A 19,772-nucleotide genomic window follows, 5' to 3' on the forward strand; every position below is an offset into this window, starting at 1 on the left:
CGCGGAAACCGCCCCCCTCGGCGGTCTCCGCGGCCCCTCGCCCGGTGGTTACGGCAGGCCGGTGGTGAGGACGTCCACGGCGAGGCGCCGGACGGTCTTCTCGTCGACCTCCACGCCCAGCCCCGGCCCCTCGGGGACGTGGGCGGTGCCGCCCTCGACCCGCACGGTCGGGCCCGCGTACGGCGACTCCACGAACTGGCGGCCGTTCAGGTCGACCGGGGTGTCGATCCCGTGCGCGGCGAACAGGTGCAGCGACGCGGCCAGCCCGAGGTCGGAGTCGGTCAGCCCGGACCCCATCAGCTGGACGCCGCAGTCCTCGGCCAGCGCGCACAGGCGGCGGGAGAGCGTGAGCCCGCCGCTGCGCTGCACCTTGGCGATGGCGATGTCGATCGCCTCCAGCCGGACGAACGTCGCCAGATCGGACGGGTGCCGCAGGCTCTCGTCCAGCGCGACCGGGATCGGGCAGGTCTCGCGCAGCCGCCGCAGCCCGGCGACGTCGTTGGACGGCAGCGGCTGCTCGAACGCGGTGACGCCCACGTCGTGCAGGCGGCGGGCCATGCGCAGCGCGGCGTGCACGGTGTAGCCCTGGTTGGCGTCCACCCACAGCGGCGCGGTGTCGCCCGCGTGCTCGCGCACGGCCTCCACCACGGCCGCGTCGGTCGCCTCGTCGTGCAGGCCGATCTTGACCTTGAACGCGCCGTAGCCGAGCCCGCGGCCCTCGGCCACGCTGTCGCCGACCTCGGCGGGCGACTGGCCGGACACGATCCAGCCCAGCTCGATCCGCTCGGCGCGGCGGGCGCCCCACAGCACGCCCAGCGGCACGCCCGCGGCCCGTCCGAGCAGGTCGTGCAGGGCGGTGTCCAGGGCGCTCTTGGCCAGCGGCGCGCCGATGCTGAAGCCCCGGTTGACCGCCCGCTCGACCGCGGCGCAGGCGCCGTCCAGATCCCAGGCGGGACGGCCCGCGACGGCGGGCGCCAGGTAGCGGTCGATGGTGGTGACGATCGACTCGGCGGTCTCGTACGTCCAGGCGGGGATCGGGGTGGCCTCGCCCCAGCCGCTCACGCCGTCCGCGCTGACCTTGACCAGGACGCGCAGGCTGGGCCGCCCGGCGACGGCCACCGCGCCGCCGGAGACGCCGAACGAGCGGCGGGTCGGCAGCGCCACGGCGAAGGTCTCGACGCGTTCGATCTTCAGGTCGCTCAAGGTCACTGGGGACTCCCGCCGGTTCGGGCGCCGCGCGGTGCGGCGGTGCTGGTGCGCAGGACGACCTCGCCCGCCATCCGCTCCACCCGGCTGCGCCGCGGCGCGGGCTCGCGCACGGCCAGCTCCATGACCCGCTCGCCCATCAGGTCGAGCGGCAGCGCCACGGTGGTGAGCGGCGGGGTGAGGTCGCGGACGATCGGGATGTCGTCGAACCCGGCCAGCGACACCTCGCCGGGGACGTCCACGCCGGAGTCGCGGAAGGCGGCCAGGGCGCCGATCGCCATCACGTCGGTGACGGCGAAGACGCAGGTCGGCAGGGTGCCGCGGCGGATCAGCTCGGTGGCCGCGGCGTAGCCGCCGTCGCGGGTGAAGCCGGCCTCGACGATCCGTTCGGGGGGCAGCGGCACCCCGGCCTCGGCGAGCGCGGCGGCGAACCCGCCGAACCGGTCGGCGACGGTGGTGAGCGCGCGGGGCCCGGTGAGGACGGCGAAGTCGCGGTGGCCCAGGTCGAGCAGCGCGCGGGCCAGCGCCGCCGCGCCCTCCCGGTTCTGCGGCAGGACGGTGTCGACCTTGAGGCTGCGGTGCCGGCTGACCACGGCGACCCGGCCGCCGGCGCGCTGGTAGGGGTCCAGTTCGGCGCCCATCGAGCGCTCCCAGTCGCGGTCCTCGAAGCCGGAGCCGATCAGCAGGATGGCGCGGGCCCGCTGGGCGCGCAGCGTCGCGATGTACTCGATCTCGCGGGCCGGGTCGCGGAAGGTGCTGGCCAGCATGACCAGCAGCTCGTGGTCGGCGGCGGTGCGCATGACGCCGCGGGCGATGGCGGCGAAGTAGGGGTCGCTGACGTCGTGGCAGATGACGCCGATGACCTTGCTGTTGGAGCTGGCCAGGGCCTGGGCGTGCGCGTTGGGGGTGTAGGCCAGCTCGCCCGCGGCGGCCAGCACGCGCTCGCGGAGGTCGGCGCGGACCTGGGCGGTGCCGTTGAGGACGCGGGAGGCGGTGGCCAGGGAGACGCCGGCCTGCCGGGCCACGTCCTGGAGCGTGACGTGCTGCCGGTCGTTCGGCCGGTCGTTCTGCCGCTCGTGCCGCCGGTCGGGCGACCGTACACCGTCCGCCGTCATCGCCGCCCCCTCGTCGCCTCGAGCCGCCGCTCCCGGTCAATTGGGGTGGGTCGCCCTCTTGACCGCGCCGTTCGTCGTTCTTACGGTACATCAGAAAGCGCTTTCAGAATGCGCTTTCCGAGTGAGACCGCGTCCCCGACCACGGAGGTACCAAGGTGAGTCAGGGCACCACAACCGCGCCGCCGGCCAGACCGGCGGCCGCCGGGGTCGCCGAGCGCGGCGGCCCCACCGCGGGCGAGCGCACCCGCGACCTGCTCGAACGGTCCTGGCGGCCGGTCGGCCTGCTGCTGGCCTGCCTGGCCGCCTGGTGGGCGGTCACCGCCGCCGAGCTGGTCGAGCCCTACCTCGTGCCGTCCCCCGGCAGCACGCTGTCGCTGATGGCCGAGAAGTGGTCCTACCTCTCGCACCACACCTGGGTCACCACCTACGAGACCCTGCTCGGCTTCGCGATCGCCGTCATCATCGGCATCGCCGCCGCCGTGGTCATGGTGTACTCCACCACGGTCGAGAAGACGCTCTACCCCGTCCTGCTGTTCGCGCAGGTCATCCCGAAGATCGCCATCGCGCCGCTGTTCGTGGTGTGGCTGGGCTTCGGCATCACGCCCAAGATCGTGGTGGCGGTGCTCATCGCGTTCTTCCCGGTGGTCATCTCCATGGTCACCGGCCTGAAGGCGGTCGACCCGGAGATGATCCAGCTGTCGGCCACGATGGGCGCCGGGCCGATGCAGACCTTCGCCAAGATCCGCTTCCCGGCCTCGCTGCCGTACCTGTTCTCCGGGCTCAAGGTGGCGGTGACCCTGGCGGTCACCGGCGCCGTCGTCGGCGAGTTCGTCGGCGCCAACGAGGGCCTGGGCTACGTGATCCTGCAGGCCAACGGCAACGTCGACACCCCGATGCTGTTCGCCGGCCTGCTGGTCATGTCACTGATCGGCGTCGTCCTGTTCGTCCTGGTCGAACTGGCCGAGCACCTCCTTCTCCCCTGGCACGCCAGCCGTCGCGGCGACGCCGTCACCACCACCTACTGACGGAGAGACCACCCCATGAAACTCCGCACCTTCGCGACCGTCACCACCGCGCTGCTGCCCCTCCTCGCGCTCACCGCGTGCGGCGGGGGCTCCGAGGAGACCACCGGCGCCGACGGCAAGAAGCTCACCAAGGTCTCGCTGACCCTGAACTGGTACCCCTACGGCGAGCACGCGCCGTTCTACTACGGGGTCAAGCAGAAGATCTACGAGAAGCACGGCATCGACCTGGAGATCAAGGCCGGGCAGGGCTCGCAGAAGACCGTCCAGGCCACCGGAGCGGGCCAGACCGACTTCGGCTGGGCCGACACCCCGGCGCTGCTGGCCGCGGTCGACAAGGGCATGCCGATCAAGAGCATCGGCGTCTTCCTCCAGACCACCCCGGCCTCGGTGCAGGCGTTCGACGCCACCAACATCAAGAAGCCGGCCGACCTCAAGGGCAAGAAGATCGCCGGCACCGCGGGCGACGCGCTGTCGCGCACCTTCCCGGCGTTCCTGAAGAAGAACGGCATGTCGGAGAGCGACGTCCAGATCCAGAACACCGACCCGGCCGGGAAGATGGCCGCGGTCATCTCCGGCAAGGCCGACGGGCTCCTCGGCTACGCCAGCGACCAGGGCCCGATCATGCAGGACAAGGCCAAGAAGCCGGTGTCGGCGCTGCGGTTCTCCGAGTTCGGCCTGAACTTCTACTCCAACGGCCTGATGGTCTCCGAGCGCAAGCTCAAGAGCGACGCCGACCTGGTCAAGAAGATGGTCGCCGCCACCAGCGAGTCCTGGACCGCGGCCCAGAAGGACGAGGCCGGCGCGGTCGCCTCCATGGCCGGAGCCTCCGACCAGCTGCCGCCGGTGCCGGTCATCACCGAGCAGTTCAAGACCACGCTCACGCTGCTGCACACCGACGCCACCCAGGGCAAGACGCCCGGCGTCAACACCGAGGCCGACTGGAAGAGCACGATCGACCTCTTCCACCAGACCGGCCTCATCGGCAAGGCGCAGCCGCCCGCCACGTACTGGCAGGCGGACTCCGCGCCCCAGGGCTGACGGGACCAGCGATGAGGATCATGAGCAAGCCGGAGACCGATTCCACGACCGCGTCCGGGCGCGACCCCGGGCCCGCGGAGCAGGCCGCCGTCCGCATCGACGAGGTGGCCGTGCGCTTCCGCACCCGCAAGCGCGACGTCACGGCGCTGCGCGAGGTGTCGCTGGACGTGCCGATGGGCGAGTTCGTCGCGATCGTCGGCCCGTCCGGCTGCGGCAAGTCGACGCTGCTGAAGATGGTGGCCGGGCTGCTCAAGCCCACCACCGGCACGGTGCGGCTGAACGGCGAGAAGGTGGCCGGGCCGCGGCACGACATCGGGTACGTGTTCCAGCGCGCCGCGCTGCTGGAGTGGCGCAGCGCCCGCCGCAACATCCTGCTCCAGGCGGAGATGCGCAGGATGCCGGGCGAGCAGGCCCGGCGCCGCACCGCCGAGCTGATCGAGATGACCGGGCTGTCCGGCTTCGAGGACGCCCTGCCGCACGAGCTGTCGGGCGGCATGCAGCAGCGGGTGGCGCTGTGCCGCGCACTGCTGCACGAGCCGCCGGTGCTGCTGATGGACGAGCCGTTCGGCGCGCTGGACGCCCTCACCCGCGAGCAGCTCAACATCGAGATGAACCGGATCTGGCGGACCACCCGCACCACCGTGCTGCTGGTCACGCACTCGATCCCGGAGGCGGTCTTCCTGGCCAACCGGGTGGTGGTGATGAGCGACCGGCCGGGCACCATCAGGGAGATCATCGACGTCGACCTGCCCGCCGAGCGCGAGTACGCCGCCACCCTGGCCATGCCGGAGTTCGCGAGCGTCGCGGGCCGCATCCGCGAGCTTCTGGGGGCCGGCGCGGCCGTCGAATAGACGCGCCCGCCGACGGCTCCCCGCACACATACGAAAGAAGGAACGGGATGGCACGCAGGTCCATCGGGATCGTCATGAACGGCGTCACCGGCCGCATGGGGTACCGCCAGCATCTACTCCGCTCGATCCTGGCGATCCGGGAACAGGGCGGGCTGCCGCTGGCCGACGGCACCCTGCTGTGGCCGGAGCCGGTGCTGGTCGGGCGCAGCGAGGACAAGCTGCGCACGCTGGCCGAGAAGCACGGGCTGGACGCCTTCACGACCGATCTGGCCGAGGCCCTGGCACGGCCCGGCGTCGAGATCTACTTCGACGCCCAGATCACCTCGGCCCGGGTCCCGGCGATCCGCGCGGCGATCGAGGCGGGCAAGCACGTCTACACCGAGAAGCCGCTGGCCGAGGACCTGGATGAGGCGCTGGAGCTGGCCCGGCTGGCCGACGCGGCTGGCATCCGGCACGGCGTCGTCCAGGACAAGCTGTTCCTGCCGGGGCTGCGCAAGCTGAAGCGCCTGATGGACGGCGGGTTCTTCGGCCGCGTGCTGTCGGTGCGGGGCGAGTTCGGCTACTGGGTGTTCGAGGGCGACTGGCAGGAGGCGCAGCGGCCGAGCTGGAACTACCGGGCCGAGGACGGCGGCGGCATCATCCTCGACATGTTCGCCCACTGGCGGTACGTGCTGGACGCGATCGCGCCGGTCCGGTCGGTGCAGGCGCTGGGCGCCACGCACATCCCCGAGCGGGTGGACGAGCACGGCAAGCCGTACGAGGCCACCGCCGACGACGCCGCGTACGGGATCTTCGAGCTGGAGGGCGGGATCGTCGCGCAGATCAACTCCTCCTGGACGACCCGGGTGTTCCGGGACGAGCTGGTGGAGTTCCAGGTGGACGGGACCGAGGGCAGCGCCGTGGCGGGCCTGCGGCGCTGCCGCGTCCAGCACCGTTCGATGACGCCCAAGCCGGTGTGGAACCCCGACCTGCCCGCCACGCACGACTTCCGCGGCCAGTGGCAGGAGGTCCCCGACAACGAGGAGTTCGACAACGGCTTCAAGGTGCAGTGGGAGATGTTCCTGCGGCATGTCGCCGACGACGGGGAGTTCCCGTGGGACTTCTACGCGGGCGCGCGGGGCGTGCAGCTGGCCGAGCTGGGGCTGAAGGCGTGGCGCGAGGGGCGGCGGCTCGAGGTGCCGGAGCTGACCCGATGACATCGGCGGCGGTCAAGCTGGACCTGCCGGCGGCGGACGGGTCGCTGGTCCCGTACGCGCTGGGGGAGCCGCGGGCGTTCGCGCGGCCGGCGGGTCCGGCCCGGTCGCGGGCGGCGTTCGCGGCGGCGCACGTCGTCCCGGACCCGTTCTCGGAACGCTCCTCGCTGGACTGGGACACGACGCTGGCGTTCCGCCGCCACCTGTGGTCGTACGGGCTCGGCGTGGCGGAGGCGATGGACACCGCGCAGCGCGGGATGGGCCTGGAGTGGGAGACCACGAAGGAGCTGATCAGGCGCAGCGGGGCGGAGGCGCGGGCGCACGGCGGGCTGATCGCCTGCGGCGCGGGCACCGACCAGCTGGAGCCGGGGCCGACGTCCCTGGACCGGGTGGCCGCCGCGTACGAGGAGCAGCTCGCGGTGGTGGCGGAAGCCGGCGCGGTGCCGATCCTCATGGCCAGCCGCCAGCTCACGGCCTCGGCCACGGGCCCGGAGGACTACGCGAAGGTGTACGGGCGGCTGCTGGGCCAGCTCGACCGCCCGGCGATCCTGCACTGGCTCGGCCCGATGTTCGATCCGGCGCTGGAGGGCTACTGGGGCGCGGCCGATCTCGACGCGGCCGCCGACGCCGTCCTGTCGATCATCGCGGAGCACGAGTCGAAGGTGGACGGCATCAAGGTCTCGCTGCTGGACGCGGACCGCGAGATCGCCATCCGGCGCCGCCTGCCCGCGTCCGTGCGCCTCTACACGGGTGACGACTTCAACTACCCGGACCTCATCCGCGGTGACGACCAGGGCCACAGCGACGCCCTCCTGGGCATCTTCGACCCGATCGCCCCCGCGGCCGCGACGGCCCTGCACGCGCTGGACGAAGGCGACCTCGCCACGTACGAGGAGGTCTTCTCCCCCACGCTGCCGCTCGCGCGCCACATCTTCGAGACCCCGACCTACTACTACAAGACCGGTGTGGTGTTCCTGGCGTGGCTGGCGGGCCACCAGCGGCACTTCCGCATGGTGGGCGGCCTGGAGAGCGCGCGGTCCGTCCCGCATCTGGTGCGCCTGTTCCAGCTCGCCGACGCCGCCGGTCTGCTGCCCGACCCCGAACTCGCCGCGTCCCGCATGCGGGCCTGGCTGACCGTCCAGGGGGTGCCCCAGTGACCGTTCCCGATCCGCGATTCAGCCTCAACCAGTGGACGACACGGCACTGGCCTATCCCCGACCTCGTGTCCGGCTGCGTCGCCAGGGGCGTCCGTGGCGTGGGCCTGTGGCGGGAGCCCGTCGCGGAGTACGGCCTGGCCCGTACGGCGAAACTGATGGGCGACGAGGGGCTGACCGTCACGTCCCTGTGCCGCGGAGGGTTCTTCCAGGAGAAGGACGCCATCGCCGAGAACCGCCGCGCCATCGAGGAGGCCGCCGAACTGGGCACTCCTGTGCTCGTCCTGGTGAGCGGTGGCCTGCCCGAGGGTTCACGCGACATCGACGCTGCGCGTGCACGGGTGGCCGAGTGTCTGGCGGAGCTGGCGCCCTACGCGGGAAGCCACAACGTCCAGTTGGCCATCGAGCCCCTGCACCCGATGTACGCGTCGGACCGGTGCGTCGTCTCCACCCTCGGCCAGGCGCTCGACCTCGCCGCCCCGCACCCCCCGGAGCAGGTCGGCGTCGTCATCGACACCTACCACCTGTGGTGGGACACGGCCGCCTACGACGACATCGCCCGCGCCGGGGCCGAGGACCGGCTGGCCGTCTTCCAGGTGGCCGACTGGGTCACGCCGCTGCCCGAGGGCGTGCTGACGGGACGCGGCATGCTCGGCGACGGCTGCGTCGAGCTGCGCCGCTTCCGCGAGGCGGTGGAGGCCACCGGCTACACCGGCCCCATCGAGGTCGAGATCTTCAACGAGGAACTGTGGGCGATGCCCGGCCCCGACGCCCTCACCCTCACCCTGGACCGCTTCGCGGAGCACGTGGTGTGACCGGCACGGCGGCGGCGGAGGGCCGGAGCTGGCGGAACTCGGCCGGGGCGTGGCTCGGCATCGGCACCGCGCCCGGCACGCTGGTGCTGGGCGCCCAGGTCGGCGGGCGGCACGACGGCGCCCTGCCGCTGGTGGTGCTGGTGGCGGGCGGGATCGTCATGTGCGCGCTGCTGGCCGCCCAGGGCCGGCGCGGGCTGCGCCCTCCCGAGGGCGAGAACGCCACGCTCGCCGAGCTGTCGCCGCGCTACCTGCCGCCCGTCACCGACCGCGCGGTCACCGGGCTGCTGGCCCTCGCCATGATCGGCTGGTTCGGGTTCAACGTCGGGCTGGGCGGCGGGGCGGTCGCCGCGCTGACCGGCGTTCCCGACGTCGCGGGCGTGCTGGTGCTGACGGTGCCGATCGTGGCGGTGCTGCTGGCCGGGGGCGGCCGGTGGAACGCCGTCGCGCTGGCGACCACGCTGATCGCGATCGCGCTGATCGCGGTGGTGGCGGTACGGCTCGCGCCGCCGTCCCCGCCGGTGACGCTGTCCCCGGGCGGCTCGCCGCTCGTCCTGGCCGCCGACCTGGCCGGGTACATCGGCTACGTGTCGGTGTTCGCGGTGCGCGCGCCCGACTTCACCGTGGGGCTGCGCGGCCGCGGCGACCTGTGGTGGTGCGTGGGGCTGCTGGTCGGCCCGGCGCTGGCGGCGACCGTCGTCGGGGCGGGGCTGGCGGCCTCCAGCGGCTCCACCGACGTGGTCGCGGTGCTGGCCGGTCCGGAGGGACTGCCGGTCGCGAACCTGTTCGTGGCGGCCTCGGTGATCGCGCCGACGCTGGCCGCGGTGCACTCGGGCGTCTTCGCGGTGCGCCGGTTCTCGCCGCGGCTGCCGGACTGGGCGGCGGTGCTCGTGCTGGCCGTGCCGGGGACCGTGCTGGCGGCCGTCCGGGTGGACCGGCTGCTGCTGACCTGGCTCACGATCCTGGCCGCCGTCCTCCCGGCCCTGATCCCGCCCATGACCGCCGAGGCCCTCCGCCGCCACCGCGCCCGCCGCGCCCTCAGCGAAGGGGCGCCTCCCCGCACGGACCCGCGCCCATACCCAGAGCGCAGCACCGACGGGGCCGCCAACACGGACGTGCCCGCCGGGGAGCGTGGCGGGGCGCCCTCACGCGGAGCGCGGCGGCGGGTGCGGGCGACGGCGCACGCTCCGCCCGCGAACGCGACGCCTCCGGACACGGACGGCGCGGACGGCGCGGTCGCGCGTTCGGCGGACGCACCGCCGGCGGGCGGGGCGCGGCGGTACGTGTCGACGTGGTTGTGGGCGCCGGGGGCGGCCCTGGCGCTCGGCCTGACGCTGGCCGGGTTCACGGCGGCGGCGCCGGCCGGGCTGGCGGTGTCGTCGCTGGCCACGGTCGCGCACAGCACGCTCACACGAGCGCGCGGAACACGCCGAATTCGTTCTTGACGGGCCGGAAGGTTCCTCGTACGTTCATGAAAGCGCTTCCAGAAAGCGCTTTCCAGCCAACTCGCCACCCCCCTTTGGACGGCCGGAATGACCAGACTGAGATGGTCCGTACCGACGATCCTCGCCCTCGCGGCGTCGCTGCTGGCGGTGCCGCCCGCCACGGCGCGCGACGACGGCCCGATCAAGGATCCGATCCCGGACGACCCGGCGCCCGCCGGGATGGGCCTCGTCCTCCAGGAAGTCGCCCAGTTGCCCAAGTCCGAGCCGACTCCGCCCGAGCTGGTGACCGACCCGCGGCTGAAGCGGCACAACCGCATCAACTACGTGGGCGAGATCCCCGACGGCTCGGGACGGCTGTTCGTCCCCGACCTCAACGGAAAGCTGTACTTCCTCGACGGTAAGACCAAGGAGCAGAAGGTCTACCTGGACGTCGGGGCCACCTTCGCGCCGGACTTCTTCTCCGCCCAGGGGCTCGGCCAGGGCTTCGGCTTCACGGCCTTCCACCCCGAGTTCAAGAAGAACGGCAAGTTCTACACCGTCCACGTCGAGGCCGGCGAGGCGCTGAAGACCAAGACGCCCGACCTCACGCCGCAGCCCAGGACCGCCTACCACGGCGTCGTGGACGAGTGGACGGCCACCGACCCGTCCTCCGACACCTTCCAGGGCACCCGTCGGGAGCTGCTGCGCGTCGGGTTCTCCGGACGCATCCACGGCATCCAGCAGATCGACTTCAGCCCCAACGCCCGGCCCGGCGACGCCGACTACGGCAAGCTCTACATGGCGGTCGGCGACGGCGGCAACGGCAACGTCGGCGACAACGGCGGCGACCCGCAGAACCTCGGCGTCCCGCAGGGCAAGATCCTGCGCATCGACCCGGCCGGGAACGACAGCGCCAACGGCAAGTACGGCATTCCCGCCGACAACCCGTACGCGGGCCAGGCGGGCAAGGTCGGCGAGATCTACGCCCACGGCATGCGCGACCCGCACCGCTTCAGCTGGGACACCAAGGGCTCCAAGCGGATGTTCCTGGCGCACATCGGCGAGCACGCCATCGAGTCGATCCACCAGATCTCGCCCGGCAGCAACCTGGGCTGGAGCGAGCGTGAGGGCGCGTTCCGCTTCGACAAGGCGGACCGCTGCTTCCTCTACCCGCTGCCCGCCGACGACATCAAGAACGGCTACGAGTACCCGCTGGCCGCCTACGACCACGACCCGCCGGTCGGCCACTCGTGCACGTCCGACAGCGGCCACGCCATCTCCGGCGGCTACGTCTACCGCGGCGGCCACCTGCCCGCGCTGCGCGGCAAGTACCTGTTCACCGACATCGTCGACGGCCGGCTCCTCTACACCGAGGAGCGGGACATGCGGCGCGACCCCACCGGGCAGAAGCGCGCGCAGATCTACCAGCTGGCCGCCTACGACACCGCCGGCAACCCCGTCACGATGCGGCAGCTCGCCGGGGACAACCGGGTCGACCTGCGGTTCGGCATGGACGCCAAGGGCGAGCCGTACCTGCTCGCCAAGGCCAACGGCAAGATCTGGAAGATCGTCGGGACCCGGACGTTCGCCGACTGCAAGACCGGTCCGGTACGGGTGAGCCACGCGACCAGGGCCGGTGACTGGACGCCGGTCACCCCGTCCAAGTGGCGGTTCGAGAACGGGCAGGTCGTCCTGGCCGAGGCCGGCGCCGAGCGGCCCGGACCGCGCCGCCCGTTCGAGTACGCGGTGCTCCAGAAGGGCCCGGCGGTCGGCTCCAGCCGGATCGACGCCAAGGTCAGGCTGGACACCCCGGTCGAGGTCAGCAACCGCGACGTGATCATCGTCTTCGGCTATAAGTCGGACACCGAGTTCTACTACGCCCACCTGTCCAGCGACAACACGATCTACCCGCACAACGGGATCTTCGTGGTGAACAACGCGGACCGGCTGCGCATCGACGGGCAGTGGAACGGGAACCGGCAGGCGCCGAAGGGCGCGCCGCCCGCGATCAAGGACGCCGCCTGGCACGACGTCCAGGTCGAGCACTGCGCCGGCACCGGCGAGATCGCGGTGTACGTGGACGGCGGCCGCAAGCCGATCATGACGGCCGTGGACACCACGTTCGGCTCCGGCCGGGTGGGCTTCGGCTCGTTCGACAACGTCGGGCGCCTGCGCGACCTGACCGTCACCGGCACCCCCGCCCAGTAGTCCCCGCTCGGTAACCCCCCTGCACCGGGCCGTGGCGCGTACGCAGGAGCGCGCCACGGCCCGGCCCCACCCCCTTTTCCCTTAGGAGCCGACGATGATCGTTCGTCGTGTCCCGGCGGCGCTGCTGGCCGCCACGATCGGAGCCTCGCTGCTGGCCGCCGCCGGCCCGGCCCAGGCGCAGCCCGGCGGCGGCCTCCACGGCCCGGACGTCTTCCCCAGCCTCAAGCGCGACCTGGTCGCCTACTACGACTTCGACCATCCCGTCCGGGGCAACCCCGCCAAGGAGCGCGACCTCGGCCGGTCCGGCACCGACATCGACCTGGTGAACGGCGGCGCCGCGATGCGCGTCCCCGACCGGGCCCACCGCCGGAGCGGGAACGCCGTCCAGTTCGGGCAGGTCAACCCGGGCACGGCGGGCAACGACGACTGGAAGGCCGGGATCTACTCGCCCACCGGCGTGCCGTCGCTGCGCGCCTACAACGCCGCCAAGGGCGCCACCATCATGGGCTGGTTCAAGATGACCGGCACCAACCCCAGCCCCAACTCCAACACCGCGGACCCGAACGACCTGTACAACGCGATCGGGCTGGCGGGCGTGCTGACCGGCACCTCGCAGGGGCACGACGTGCGGGCCCTGCTGGAGCTGATCAACGTCAACGGCGAGCTGAAGGTGGTCGCCCTCGGCCGCCGCGTCGACGGCGGCAACTCCCAGACGTTCGCCGCGTCCCAGGACTGGCAGAGCGTCCTGCCGCTGAACGAGTGGGTGCACCTGGCCGCGACGTTCGACTTCGACACCGGCACGATGGCCCTCTACAAGAACGGCGAGGCGCTGCCGGGCTTCTACACCCGCGCCGACGACCCGTGGGCGATCGAGGGGCCGCCGGAGCCGGACGTGACCACCGCGTCCGACCCCGCCGGGATCAAGATCGGCGGGAGCTTCCCGCAGAACACCCGCGAGCAGAACCCGTGCAACTGCCGGATGGACACGCTGCTGTTCCTGGACCGCCCGGCGACCGCCGCCGAGGTCCGCCACCAGTTCCGCCGCTGACCGCCGACAGGCCACGCGCGCCCCGCCTACCTCCCGGGCGGGGCGCGCCTCCCTTTCCGGGGGCGCCTACGGTGTCGGATTGCGGAAGGGGTCGTGTTCGGCCAGCAGCTTGTCCAGCCGGGCCTGGTCCACGCGGGTGGTGATGGACTGGCTCTCCTGCCTGTCCCGCACGCACTTGGCGAGCGTGAAGGTGGACGTGATGACGTACAGCAGGCCCAGCGCGAGGAACGCCCGCATCCAGGCGTCCACCGGCATGTAGACGACGCCGAGCGCCACTCCGGCGCTGGACGCGGCGAACGAGATCACCGACTGGACGAAGAACGCCGTGGTGGTGGCCGAGGACTTGACCGCGGTGGGAGTCGTCATGCCTCCAGAGTGTGCGGCCGCTCCCCGCCCCGCGCCTGAGTACGGCTACTCAAATGCCCCCGGGGCTTGTGCGGGTGTCGGCGGGGTCGGGATGATGTCGGTTGATCACAGGCGTCGGGGGAGGCGGGATGCGGCTGCTCGCGGCGATCGTCCTGGTGGCCGGACTGGTGACGGCGGGCTGCGGGGACGCCCGGACGGGGTCGATCCTCGACAAGGAGACCCTGGTCGTCGGCGTCCGCCCGGACCTTCCCTCGCTGGGTTTCAGACGGCCCGACGGGACGTTCGAGGGGTTCGACATCGACGTCGCGCGCTACATGGCGCGGCAGCTGGGCGCGGACATCAGGTTCGTGCCGGTCCTCGCGAAGGACCGGATCGAGGTGCTGCGGGACGGACGCGCGGACCTGGTCCTGGCCACCCTGTCCGTCACCCCCGACCGCAAGACGCAGATCGCCTTCGCGGGCCCGTACTACAACTCCTACCAGGACGTCATGGTGCGCTCGGACGAGCGGGACGTCGACGACGTCCGCGACCTGAAGGACCGCAGGTTCTGCGCGGTCGAGGGCGCCGACCCGACGACGCGGCTGCTGGCGCTGCACGGGATGACGGCGCGGCTCGTCCCGGCGAAGAACTACGGCGAGTGCATGGCGATGATGCGGTCCCGGACGATCGACGCCGTCACCACCAACGACGTGATCCTGGCCGGGCTCATCAGGAGCGAGGGCGGGCGCGCCAACCGGCTCGTCAACGCCAGGATCAGCGAGCAGAACACCGGCATCGGGATCCGGCGCGGCGACCCGGACGGCTGCGAGGCGCTCAACACGGCCATCACGCGGATGTACCAGGACCGCACCGCCGACGCCCTGTTCGCCAAGTGGTTCGGCGGCACCGGGCTGGACCGGGCGATCGTCGAGGTCCCCCAGTTCGAGGGCTGCGACTGACGCGACCGGGTCACGGGGTCTCGGCCACGCGCAGAGGCTCCTCGGCGGGGGCGTGCACGGCGATGCGCGGCTCCTCCGCACCGGTGCGGACGCGGTCGAGGGCGGGCCCGGCGGTGGGCCGCTGATGGACGGGGCGCAGCATCTCGGCCGCGCCGAGGACGACCGCCTCGGCCGCGTTCGGCGCCACCTGCGCGCGCAGTCCGGTCTCCCGGCGGATCAGCTCGTCCAGGCCGTGCAGCCGCGCGGCGCCCCCGGTGAGCGTGACGCCCACCGAAAGGAAGTCCCGCGCCATCTCCGGCGGCGCGGCGGCGACCGCGGTCCGGACCGCCCGCACGATCGCGCGCAGCGCGGGCGCGATCGCGTCGTGGACGTCGGCGGACGACATCACCGCCCGGCACGGCAGGTCGCTGTGCCGGTCCTTGCCGTGCACGACGGTCACCCGGTCGGGCGTCCGGTCCGGCGTCGCGGTGCCCAGCTCCAGCTTGGCGGCCTCGGCCGTCACCGGCCCGATGTGCAGGCCGTAGCCCCAGCGGGCGCGGGCCATGACGGCCTGGTCCATGGCGGCGCCGCCGACCAGCGCCGTGTGCGAGCCGACCAGCTCGCCGCCGAGCAGCACCCCGACATCGGTGACCTGCGCGCCGACGTCGGCGATGATCGCGACGTCCTCGCCGGACCCGGGCAGCCCCGCCCCGAACGCCGCCGCGACCGGCACCGGGACGAGCAGCAGGCGCCGGGCGCCGGCGTTGAACGCCGCCGCCCGCACCGCGCCCTGATGCACCTGGTTGATGGCGCTGGGCACGGCGATGGCCATGTCCGGCTTGGCCATGTGCCGCATCCGGTGGTGGGCGCGCAGCAGGAAGCGCAGCAGGCTCTCGGTCTCGTCCACGTCCGCCGGGACGCCGTCGCGGATCGGGTGGACGAGCGTGACGCCGCGCTCGTTGCTCGCCAGGGTCAGCGCGGAGGTTCCGGTGGCCAGCATCCGCCCGGTGCGGGTACTGCGGGCGATCGCGGAGGGCTGGGAGACCACGATGCCGCGGCCGTGCACATGCATCCGCACCGTGGCGCTGCCGAGGTCGACGGCGGTGGCGCGGCACGGGAAGTCGCTCAGGCGTCTGCGGCCATGGTGAGCCATCCTGCTGCCCCCTTGTGTTCGGTCGTCACGCCAGGATCGGCTGGCGTGTCGGGTGGTTCCTCTTATCTCCTCACCGTGGCCGGTTTGCCCTAACACCACCGAGCTCTCCCGGTATGGCAAACGGAGTGCCCTGGTCAGGTACAAGCTTTCGCTTGGAAGGAGCCGACCGGGGAGCCAACTCAGGCGGACTTGCTGCCTGTCGTCTCGGACCCGGTACGGAAGATCTCGTCCATGACCTCAGCCCCGCCCTTGATCACGGGCTTGAGTTGATGCCGGTAGACGGTCTCGGTGGTGTTGGTGGTGGTGTGGCCGACAAGATCGGCGATCCTCTGGACGGGGATGCCGTGATCGCTGACGTCGGCTCTCACGTCAGAGCCACAGATCAGGGAACCGCGAACCCTGCTCACGGCGACGCCGGGCGACGATTCGGCCCGTAAGTAATGATCTTTAATTCGCCGCCGACAAAGCATCCTCAGAGATCACGAACGTCACCCAACCGCGGCAACGATCATCCAGGTAGAGCAAGCGGGCCACATCGATCGGCGACGCTCGTTCAAAACCAGCCATCAAGCGGTAGGAGATGGTGCATCATGGGCCAGAACGGGACCAGGCAGGGTGAGGTGCAAAAGACGCGCCACCAGCGGCTTCGTAAGGCAGGACTGGGCCGAGCAGTAGGCGCTGGTAGAGTCGTCTGATCGGTGAGGAGCACTCGGCACTATCGCCCGCACACTTCCTGGAATCAGATTGACGGGGATATGCGAAAGGGGGCCTGTAGTGCCAGAATCCGATCTCGGCGGTCAGCAGGACACACCCCCATCGGATCAGGCCGCACGGGCGACGCCTCGAACGGGCAATGGTGCCATCACCTGTGGATTACTGGTGGTACTCGCCGTTCTCGCCGGCGTTCTATTCGTCGTCGGCGCACAGACACAGGGCACCATCCTAGCGATCGTGGGAGTGATCCTCACGGGCTTTGGGGTCGTAGCGGCCCTAGTGCTCACACCAGACGACAAAAGACGGATGCTGCAAATCGCCAACAATCTCCTCATCATCTTCACTATCATCGGACTGGCGTTCCTCGGCTACAAAGCAGTGGCGTACAATTATCGTTCACTCACGGTTACGTCCGACGTGAGGCTGCCCCAGCAGCAGTTGGGGCCCGGCGATTCCGTCCCCCTGCGCACAGAAATTCCGTCTCCACGTAGATATATAACAATCACCTTCGGCTGGAAAGATGCAAATCCAGAACTCGGAGGATGCGGGGTCGATGCGGAACTGACATTTTTCGGGCACTACGGATACCCGCGATCTCCCATTAAGATGCACGGAATCAAGGACGCAATCAAGATCGACCTCGGCTCCGCCCGCAAAAGCGCCGAGGTGCAGGTGCGGTTGGATTCAGCAGATTCGCGATGTCTCGGGACTCTTTATGTCAAATACGCCAAGGCGCACAGATAACCACAGGGCCGCGACAACGTCTCACCGGAGGCGCAGAAAGCTACTGGCCGCGATCGCGGGGCTGGTCACGGTGGCCGTGGTAGGCGCGCTGGCCTGGCATCTCAACACTGATACATCCGCGCCCAGCGGCCCTCCCGCTCGGACAACGTCACCCAACCCCACATCAATCTTCTCCAAACCGCGCATGACGATCGCATTCAAGGACGACCAGCCGGGATTGTCCCACAGCACATCTGGCGGAAAGTGGGCGGGATTCGAATACGATCTGGGTGAATATTTGGCAACACAGTTCAAAATAACGAAAGTCCCTCTCGGGGTTTCCTCAGACCGCCGTGACACCGTTCTCCGGAACGGAGAAGCCGACCTGGTGCTTGCCACTCTCTCGTATACCGATGCGCTCGTCACAAAAATTGAGATGGCCGGACCCTACATGATCACCAGCCAGGGCATTCTGGTGCGGTCGGATAATGACGAGATCCACACCGTCAAGGATCTCAAGGGAAAGACGGTCTGCGCTGCCACGGGATCAACCTCGCTGACAGAGATCAAGAAGCCGGCTTACGGTATTGCGTACAGGGAGGAGCCGGAGTACAGCTCCTGCGTACGGGCGCTCCGCAAGGGTGATATCGCTGCGGTCAGCACCGACGAAAGCATCCTCTATGGCTTCCAGCAACGCCATCCAGCCGAGGTGAAGGTGGTCCGCGGTGCAAGGCTCGGAGAACTCAGCCGGTACATGATCGGACTTCCACCGGGACATAAGGACGACTGCGCTCGAGTAGCAAAAGTGCTTCGCGATTTCATCAAGAGCGAACGGTGGCGGGATCAGATACGGTCTCATCTACACGCCATGACCAAGGCGGAAACGGATTTCGAGAACAGAGCAAAGCCTGCACCCGAAACAGTGAGGTGTTGGACCTAGGGTCTGTCTCGAAGTGGCCTCAGGTACCGCGCGAGCGCGTTACCCGGTCGGTGGCGCGACGCCGGAGACGAGCGTCACCGGCCAGATCGCGAAGCGATGCCGCGCTCGCCAAGTCCCGGTGAGGGGCGAGCCGCCAGGCGAGCGCCGTAGGCCGGGACTTAGAGGTCATAACAAATGTGCATTTAAGGCCACGTGTCGTGACGGTCGGGTGTGTTGTGGGGCGGTGCGCAAGGGTGAGCAACCTCCCTGGATCGTGCGCGACGGCCTGTGGGAGCGGATAGAGCCGCTGCTGCCGAAGGCCGAGCGCCGCAAGCGCCATGCCGGCCGCAAGCGGCCGGACGACCGCAAGGTGCTCTGCGGGATCCTGTTCGTGCTGCACACCGGTATCCGATGGGAGTTCCTGCCCCAGGAGCTGGGGTTCGGGTCGGGGATGACGTGCCGGCGGCGGCTGGCCGAGTGGCACGAGGCCGGCGTATGGGAGCGGCTGCACCGGCTGCTGCTGGAGGAGTTGCACGCCGCCGGGCAGCTGGACTGGTCCAGGGCGGTGATCGACAGCTCGCACGTCCGGGCGCTCAAGGGCGGCCCAAAACCGGGCCGAGCCCGGTCGACCACGGACGGCCGGGCTCCGAACACCACGTCCTGACCGAAGGCCACGGAATCCCGCTGGCCCTGGCGTTGACCGGCGGCCTTCACGGCCCTGGCTGCGGCACCATCTGTCGGCGACACCTCGTCCGCTGATTCTGTTTGCACCTCTTAGAGACACAGCCTAAGTTGGCCCGGCCCTTCACGATCTCGCAGGACCGCCTCAGAGCGTCAGGTGAGCTGAGCGACCCCGGTCGGCTCCTTCCGATCTGGCCGGACGCTCCGAAATGGCCGGTATGGCAAACGGCGTGCCTTGAACGTGCCTGTACGGTCGGGGGCGTCACGGGCGAGTGGCCCGTACACGCCGGGGCTGGATACGGTTGCTCGATAGATCCGTAACCTTCGTACCCGGGGCCCGGAGGGAATGACGTGCGCGTCGTACAGCGACACGAGCTCGACCTGGTGTTCGCGGCCGACCAGGCCCAGAGGTTCCACAGGCGGGCCACCGCGAGCGACATCCCCAGGCTTCCCCGGTTCCCGGAGCGGCTGAACGACCTGCTCGGCCACGCGCGCGGCGAGCTGGCCTACCGGACGGCGTCCGACCCGGGCGCCCACGAGGCGGCGACCTGGGAGAGCACCACGCTGGCCCTGCAGGCCGGGGTGGGGGTGTTCACGGTCGCGCAGCAGGCCGAGGGCACCGTGGACTGCCAGATCGGCGCGGAGACGGTGACGATCCCCGCGACCGGCCCGATGTCGTGGACGAACGAGGGCGTCTGGCTGCAGGCCCTGTCCTTCGCGATGGTCTGCCGGGAGCGGGAGCGCACCGACTTCCTGTGCGCCGTCCCCGAAGAGCTCTTCCGGGCCTCGGAGGCAGGGGGCGTGCCCTACGCCTACATGGCGCCCTGGGGGCGTGCGCTGCGCGGGTGGTGGCGGCAGGAGCCCGACTACTACGACCACCTCGTGGAGGCCGTGCGCCAGGCCGACCCGGACGCGCCCGGTCTCGGCCGGGACGCCGCCGAGCACATCGCGCTGCTGGCGTTCCCGCGCATGAAGATGTTCACGGCCCTCGTCGAGAACGACCAGGACGCCTTCAACAACGCGCTCTACCAAGCCCTCGAACTGCACCAGACCTACTGGACGAGGGACGACGAGCGCGCCGCCAAGCCCGCCGCCTACGTCGCCCTCGAACCGCTCGCCCTGACCTGCGTGGCCAGGGAGCTCGGCTTCACCGTCGACGTGCGGTCGGACTACCTGCCCCAGGCGCTCGTGGACGGCACCTGGGTCGGCGAGTTCCCCACCTGAG

Annotated in this window: 18 protein-coding genes and 1 pseudogene; 14 read left to right on the plus strand and 5 right to left on the minus strand. The window is 70.8% G+C overall.

The features are described from left to right. Nucleotides 1-48: 48 nt before the first annotated feature. Nucleotides 49-1,209 carry a mandelate racemase/muconate lactonizing enzyme family protein gene (locus tag ACZ466_RS13800; RefSeq protein ID WP_378280801.1) on the minus strand — a complete coding sequence of 387 codons (1,161 nt, stop codon included), beginning with the start codon at nucleotides 1,207-1,209 and terminating at the stop codon, nucleotides 49-51. Continuing rightward, nucleotides 1,206-2,321, minus strand: coding sequence for a LacI family DNA-binding transcriptional regulator (locus tag ACZ466_RS13805; protein WP_378280800.1), 1,116 nt, complete (start codon nucleotides 2,319-2,321; stop codon nucleotides 1,206-1,208). The genes ACZ466_RS13800 and ACZ466_RS13805 overlap by 4 nt, the downstream gene beginning before the upstream one ends. Before the next feature lie 155 nt (nucleotides 2,322-2,476). Between ACZ466_RS13805 and ACZ466_RS13810 the strand changes: the two genes are divergently transcribed. The 9 genes from ACZ466_RS13810 to ACZ466_RS13850 all read left to right on the plus strand — a co-directional run bounded on the left by ACZ466_RS13810 (nucleotide 2,477) and on the right by ACZ466_RS13850 (nucleotide 13,074). Further along, nucleotides 2,477-3,346, plus strand: a complete 870-nt coding sequence (locus tag ACZ466_RS13810) for an ABC transporter permease (protein ID WP_378280799.1) — start codon at nucleotides 2,477-2,479, stop codon at nucleotides 3,344-3,346. Between the two features lie 15 nt (nucleotides 3,347-3,361). After that, complete coding sequence (locus tag ACZ466_RS13815) at nucleotides 3,362-4,384, plus strand: ABC transporter substrate-binding protein (protein ID WP_378280798.1); 1,023 nt, start codon at nucleotides 3,362-3,364, stop codon at nucleotides 4,382-4,384. 20 nt (nucleotides 4,385-4,404) lie between these two features. Continuing rightward, nucleotides 4,405-5,235, plus strand: a complete 831-nt coding sequence (locus ACZ466_RS13820) for an ABC transporter ATP-binding protein (RefSeq protein ID WP_378280797.1) — start codon at nucleotides 4,405-4,407, stop codon at nucleotides 5,233-5,235. 47 nt (nucleotides 5,236-5,282) lie between these two features. Further along, complete coding sequence (locus ACZ466_RS13825) at nucleotides 5,283-6,431, plus strand: Gfo/Idh/MocA family protein (protein WP_378280796.1); 1,149 nt, start codon at nucleotides 5,283-5,285, stop codon at nucleotides 6,429-6,431. Then, nucleotides 6,428-7,585, plus strand: a complete 1,158-nt coding sequence (locus tag ACZ466_RS13830) for a dihydrodipicolinate synthase family protein (RefSeq protein ID WP_378280795.1) — start codon at nucleotides 6,428-6,430, stop codon at nucleotides 7,583-7,585. Before ACZ466_RS13825 ends, ACZ466_RS13830 begins: the two co-directional genes overlap by 4 nt. Further along, complete coding sequence (locus tag ACZ466_RS13835; RefSeq protein WP_378280794.1) at nucleotides 7,582-8,397, plus strand: sugar phosphate isomerase/epimerase family protein; 816 nt, start codon at nucleotides 7,582-7,584, stop codon at nucleotides 8,395-8,397. The genes ACZ466_RS13830 and ACZ466_RS13835 overlap by 4 nt, the downstream gene beginning before the upstream one ends. After that, complete coding sequence (locus ACZ466_RS13840) at nucleotides 8,394-9,839, plus strand: purine-cytosine permease family protein (protein ID WP_378280793.1); 1,446 nt, start codon at nucleotides 8,394-8,396, stop codon at nucleotides 9,837-9,839. Before ACZ466_RS13835 ends, ACZ466_RS13840 begins: the two co-directional genes overlap by 4 nt. 87 nt (nucleotides 9,840-9,926) lie before the next feature. Then, a complete protein-coding gene (locus tag ACZ466_RS13845) occupies nucleotides 9,927-12,026 on the plus strand; it encodes a PQQ-dependent sugar dehydrogenase (RefSeq protein ID WP_378280792.1) in 2,100 nt (699 codons plus the stop codon). Between the two features lie 94 nt (nucleotides 12,027-12,120). Continuing rightward, entirely contained in the window at nucleotides 12,121-13,074 is a 954-nt protein-coding gene (locus ACZ466_RS13850; RefSeq protein ID WP_378280791.1) for a LamG-like jellyroll fold domain-containing protein, read from the plus strand. Between the two features lie 66 nt (nucleotides 13,075-13,140). Here the strand turns inward: ACZ466_RS13850 and ACZ466_RS13855 are convergent, their stop codons facing one another. Further along, entirely contained in the window at nucleotides 13,141-13,440 is a 300-nt protein-coding gene (locus ACZ466_RS13855; RefSeq protein WP_378280790.1) for a YiaA/YiaB family inner membrane protein, read from the minus strand. A gap of 128 nt (nucleotides 13,441-13,568) precedes the next feature. Between ACZ466_RS13855 and ACZ466_RS13860 the strand changes: the two genes are divergently transcribed. Then, entirely contained in the window at nucleotides 13,569-14,378 is an 810-nt protein-coding gene (locus tag ACZ466_RS13860) for a transporter substrate-binding domain-containing protein (RefSeq protein ID WP_378280789.1), read from the plus strand. Nucleotides 14,379-14,388: 10 nt separating this feature from the next. Here ACZ466_RS13860 and ACZ466_RS13865 read toward each other — a convergent pair whose 3' ends face one another. Together ACZ466_RS13865 and ACZ466_RS13870 are read right to left on the minus strand one after the other, a co-directional pair. Continuing rightward, nucleotides 14,389-15,510 (minus strand): rod shape-determining protein, encoded by a 1,122-nt coding sequence (locus ACZ466_RS13865; protein ID WP_378280788.1) that lies wholly within the window; start codon nucleotides 15,508-15,510, stop codon nucleotides 14,389-14,391. Nucleotides 15,511-15,689: 179 nt separating this feature from the next. Continuing rightward, on the minus strand, nucleotides 15,690-15,878 hold the full coding sequence (locus ACZ466_RS13870; protein ID WP_378280787.1) for a hypothetical protein: 189 nt from the start codon (nucleotides 15,876-15,878) through the stop codon (nucleotides 15,690-15,692). A gap of 406 nt (nucleotides 15,879-16,284) precedes the next feature. Between ACZ466_RS13870 and ACZ466_RS13875 the strand changes: the two genes are divergently transcribed. From ACZ466_RS13875 to ACZ466_RS13890, 4 genes and pseudogenes are all read left to right on the plus strand, one after another. Further along, complete coding sequence (locus tag ACZ466_RS13875) at nucleotides 16,285-16,968, plus strand: hypothetical protein (RefSeq protein ID WP_378280786.1); 684 nt, start codon at nucleotides 16,285-16,287, stop codon at nucleotides 16,966-16,968. 184 nt (nucleotides 16,969-17,152) lie between these two features. Next, complete coding sequence (locus ACZ466_RS13880; protein ID WP_378280785.1) at nucleotides 17,153-17,887, plus strand: transporter substrate-binding domain-containing protein; 735 nt, start codon at nucleotides 17,153-17,155, stop codon at nucleotides 17,885-17,887. Between the two features lie 250 nt (nucleotides 17,888-18,137). After that, nucleotides 18,138-18,571 (plus strand): annotated as a pseudogene (locus ACZ466_RS13885) (IS5 family transposase); the annotation flags it as partial. Nucleotides 18,572-18,898: 327 nt separating this feature from the next. After that, nucleotides 18,899-19,771 carry an immunity 49 family protein gene (locus tag ACZ466_RS13890; protein ID WP_378280784.1) on the plus strand — a complete coding sequence of 291 codons (873 nt, stop codon included), beginning with the start codon at nucleotides 18,899-18,901 and terminating at the stop codon, nucleotides 19,769-19,771. Nucleotide 19,772: the final 1 nt, after the last annotated feature.

Source organism: Actinomadura rugatobispora (genome assembly GCF_055379765.1).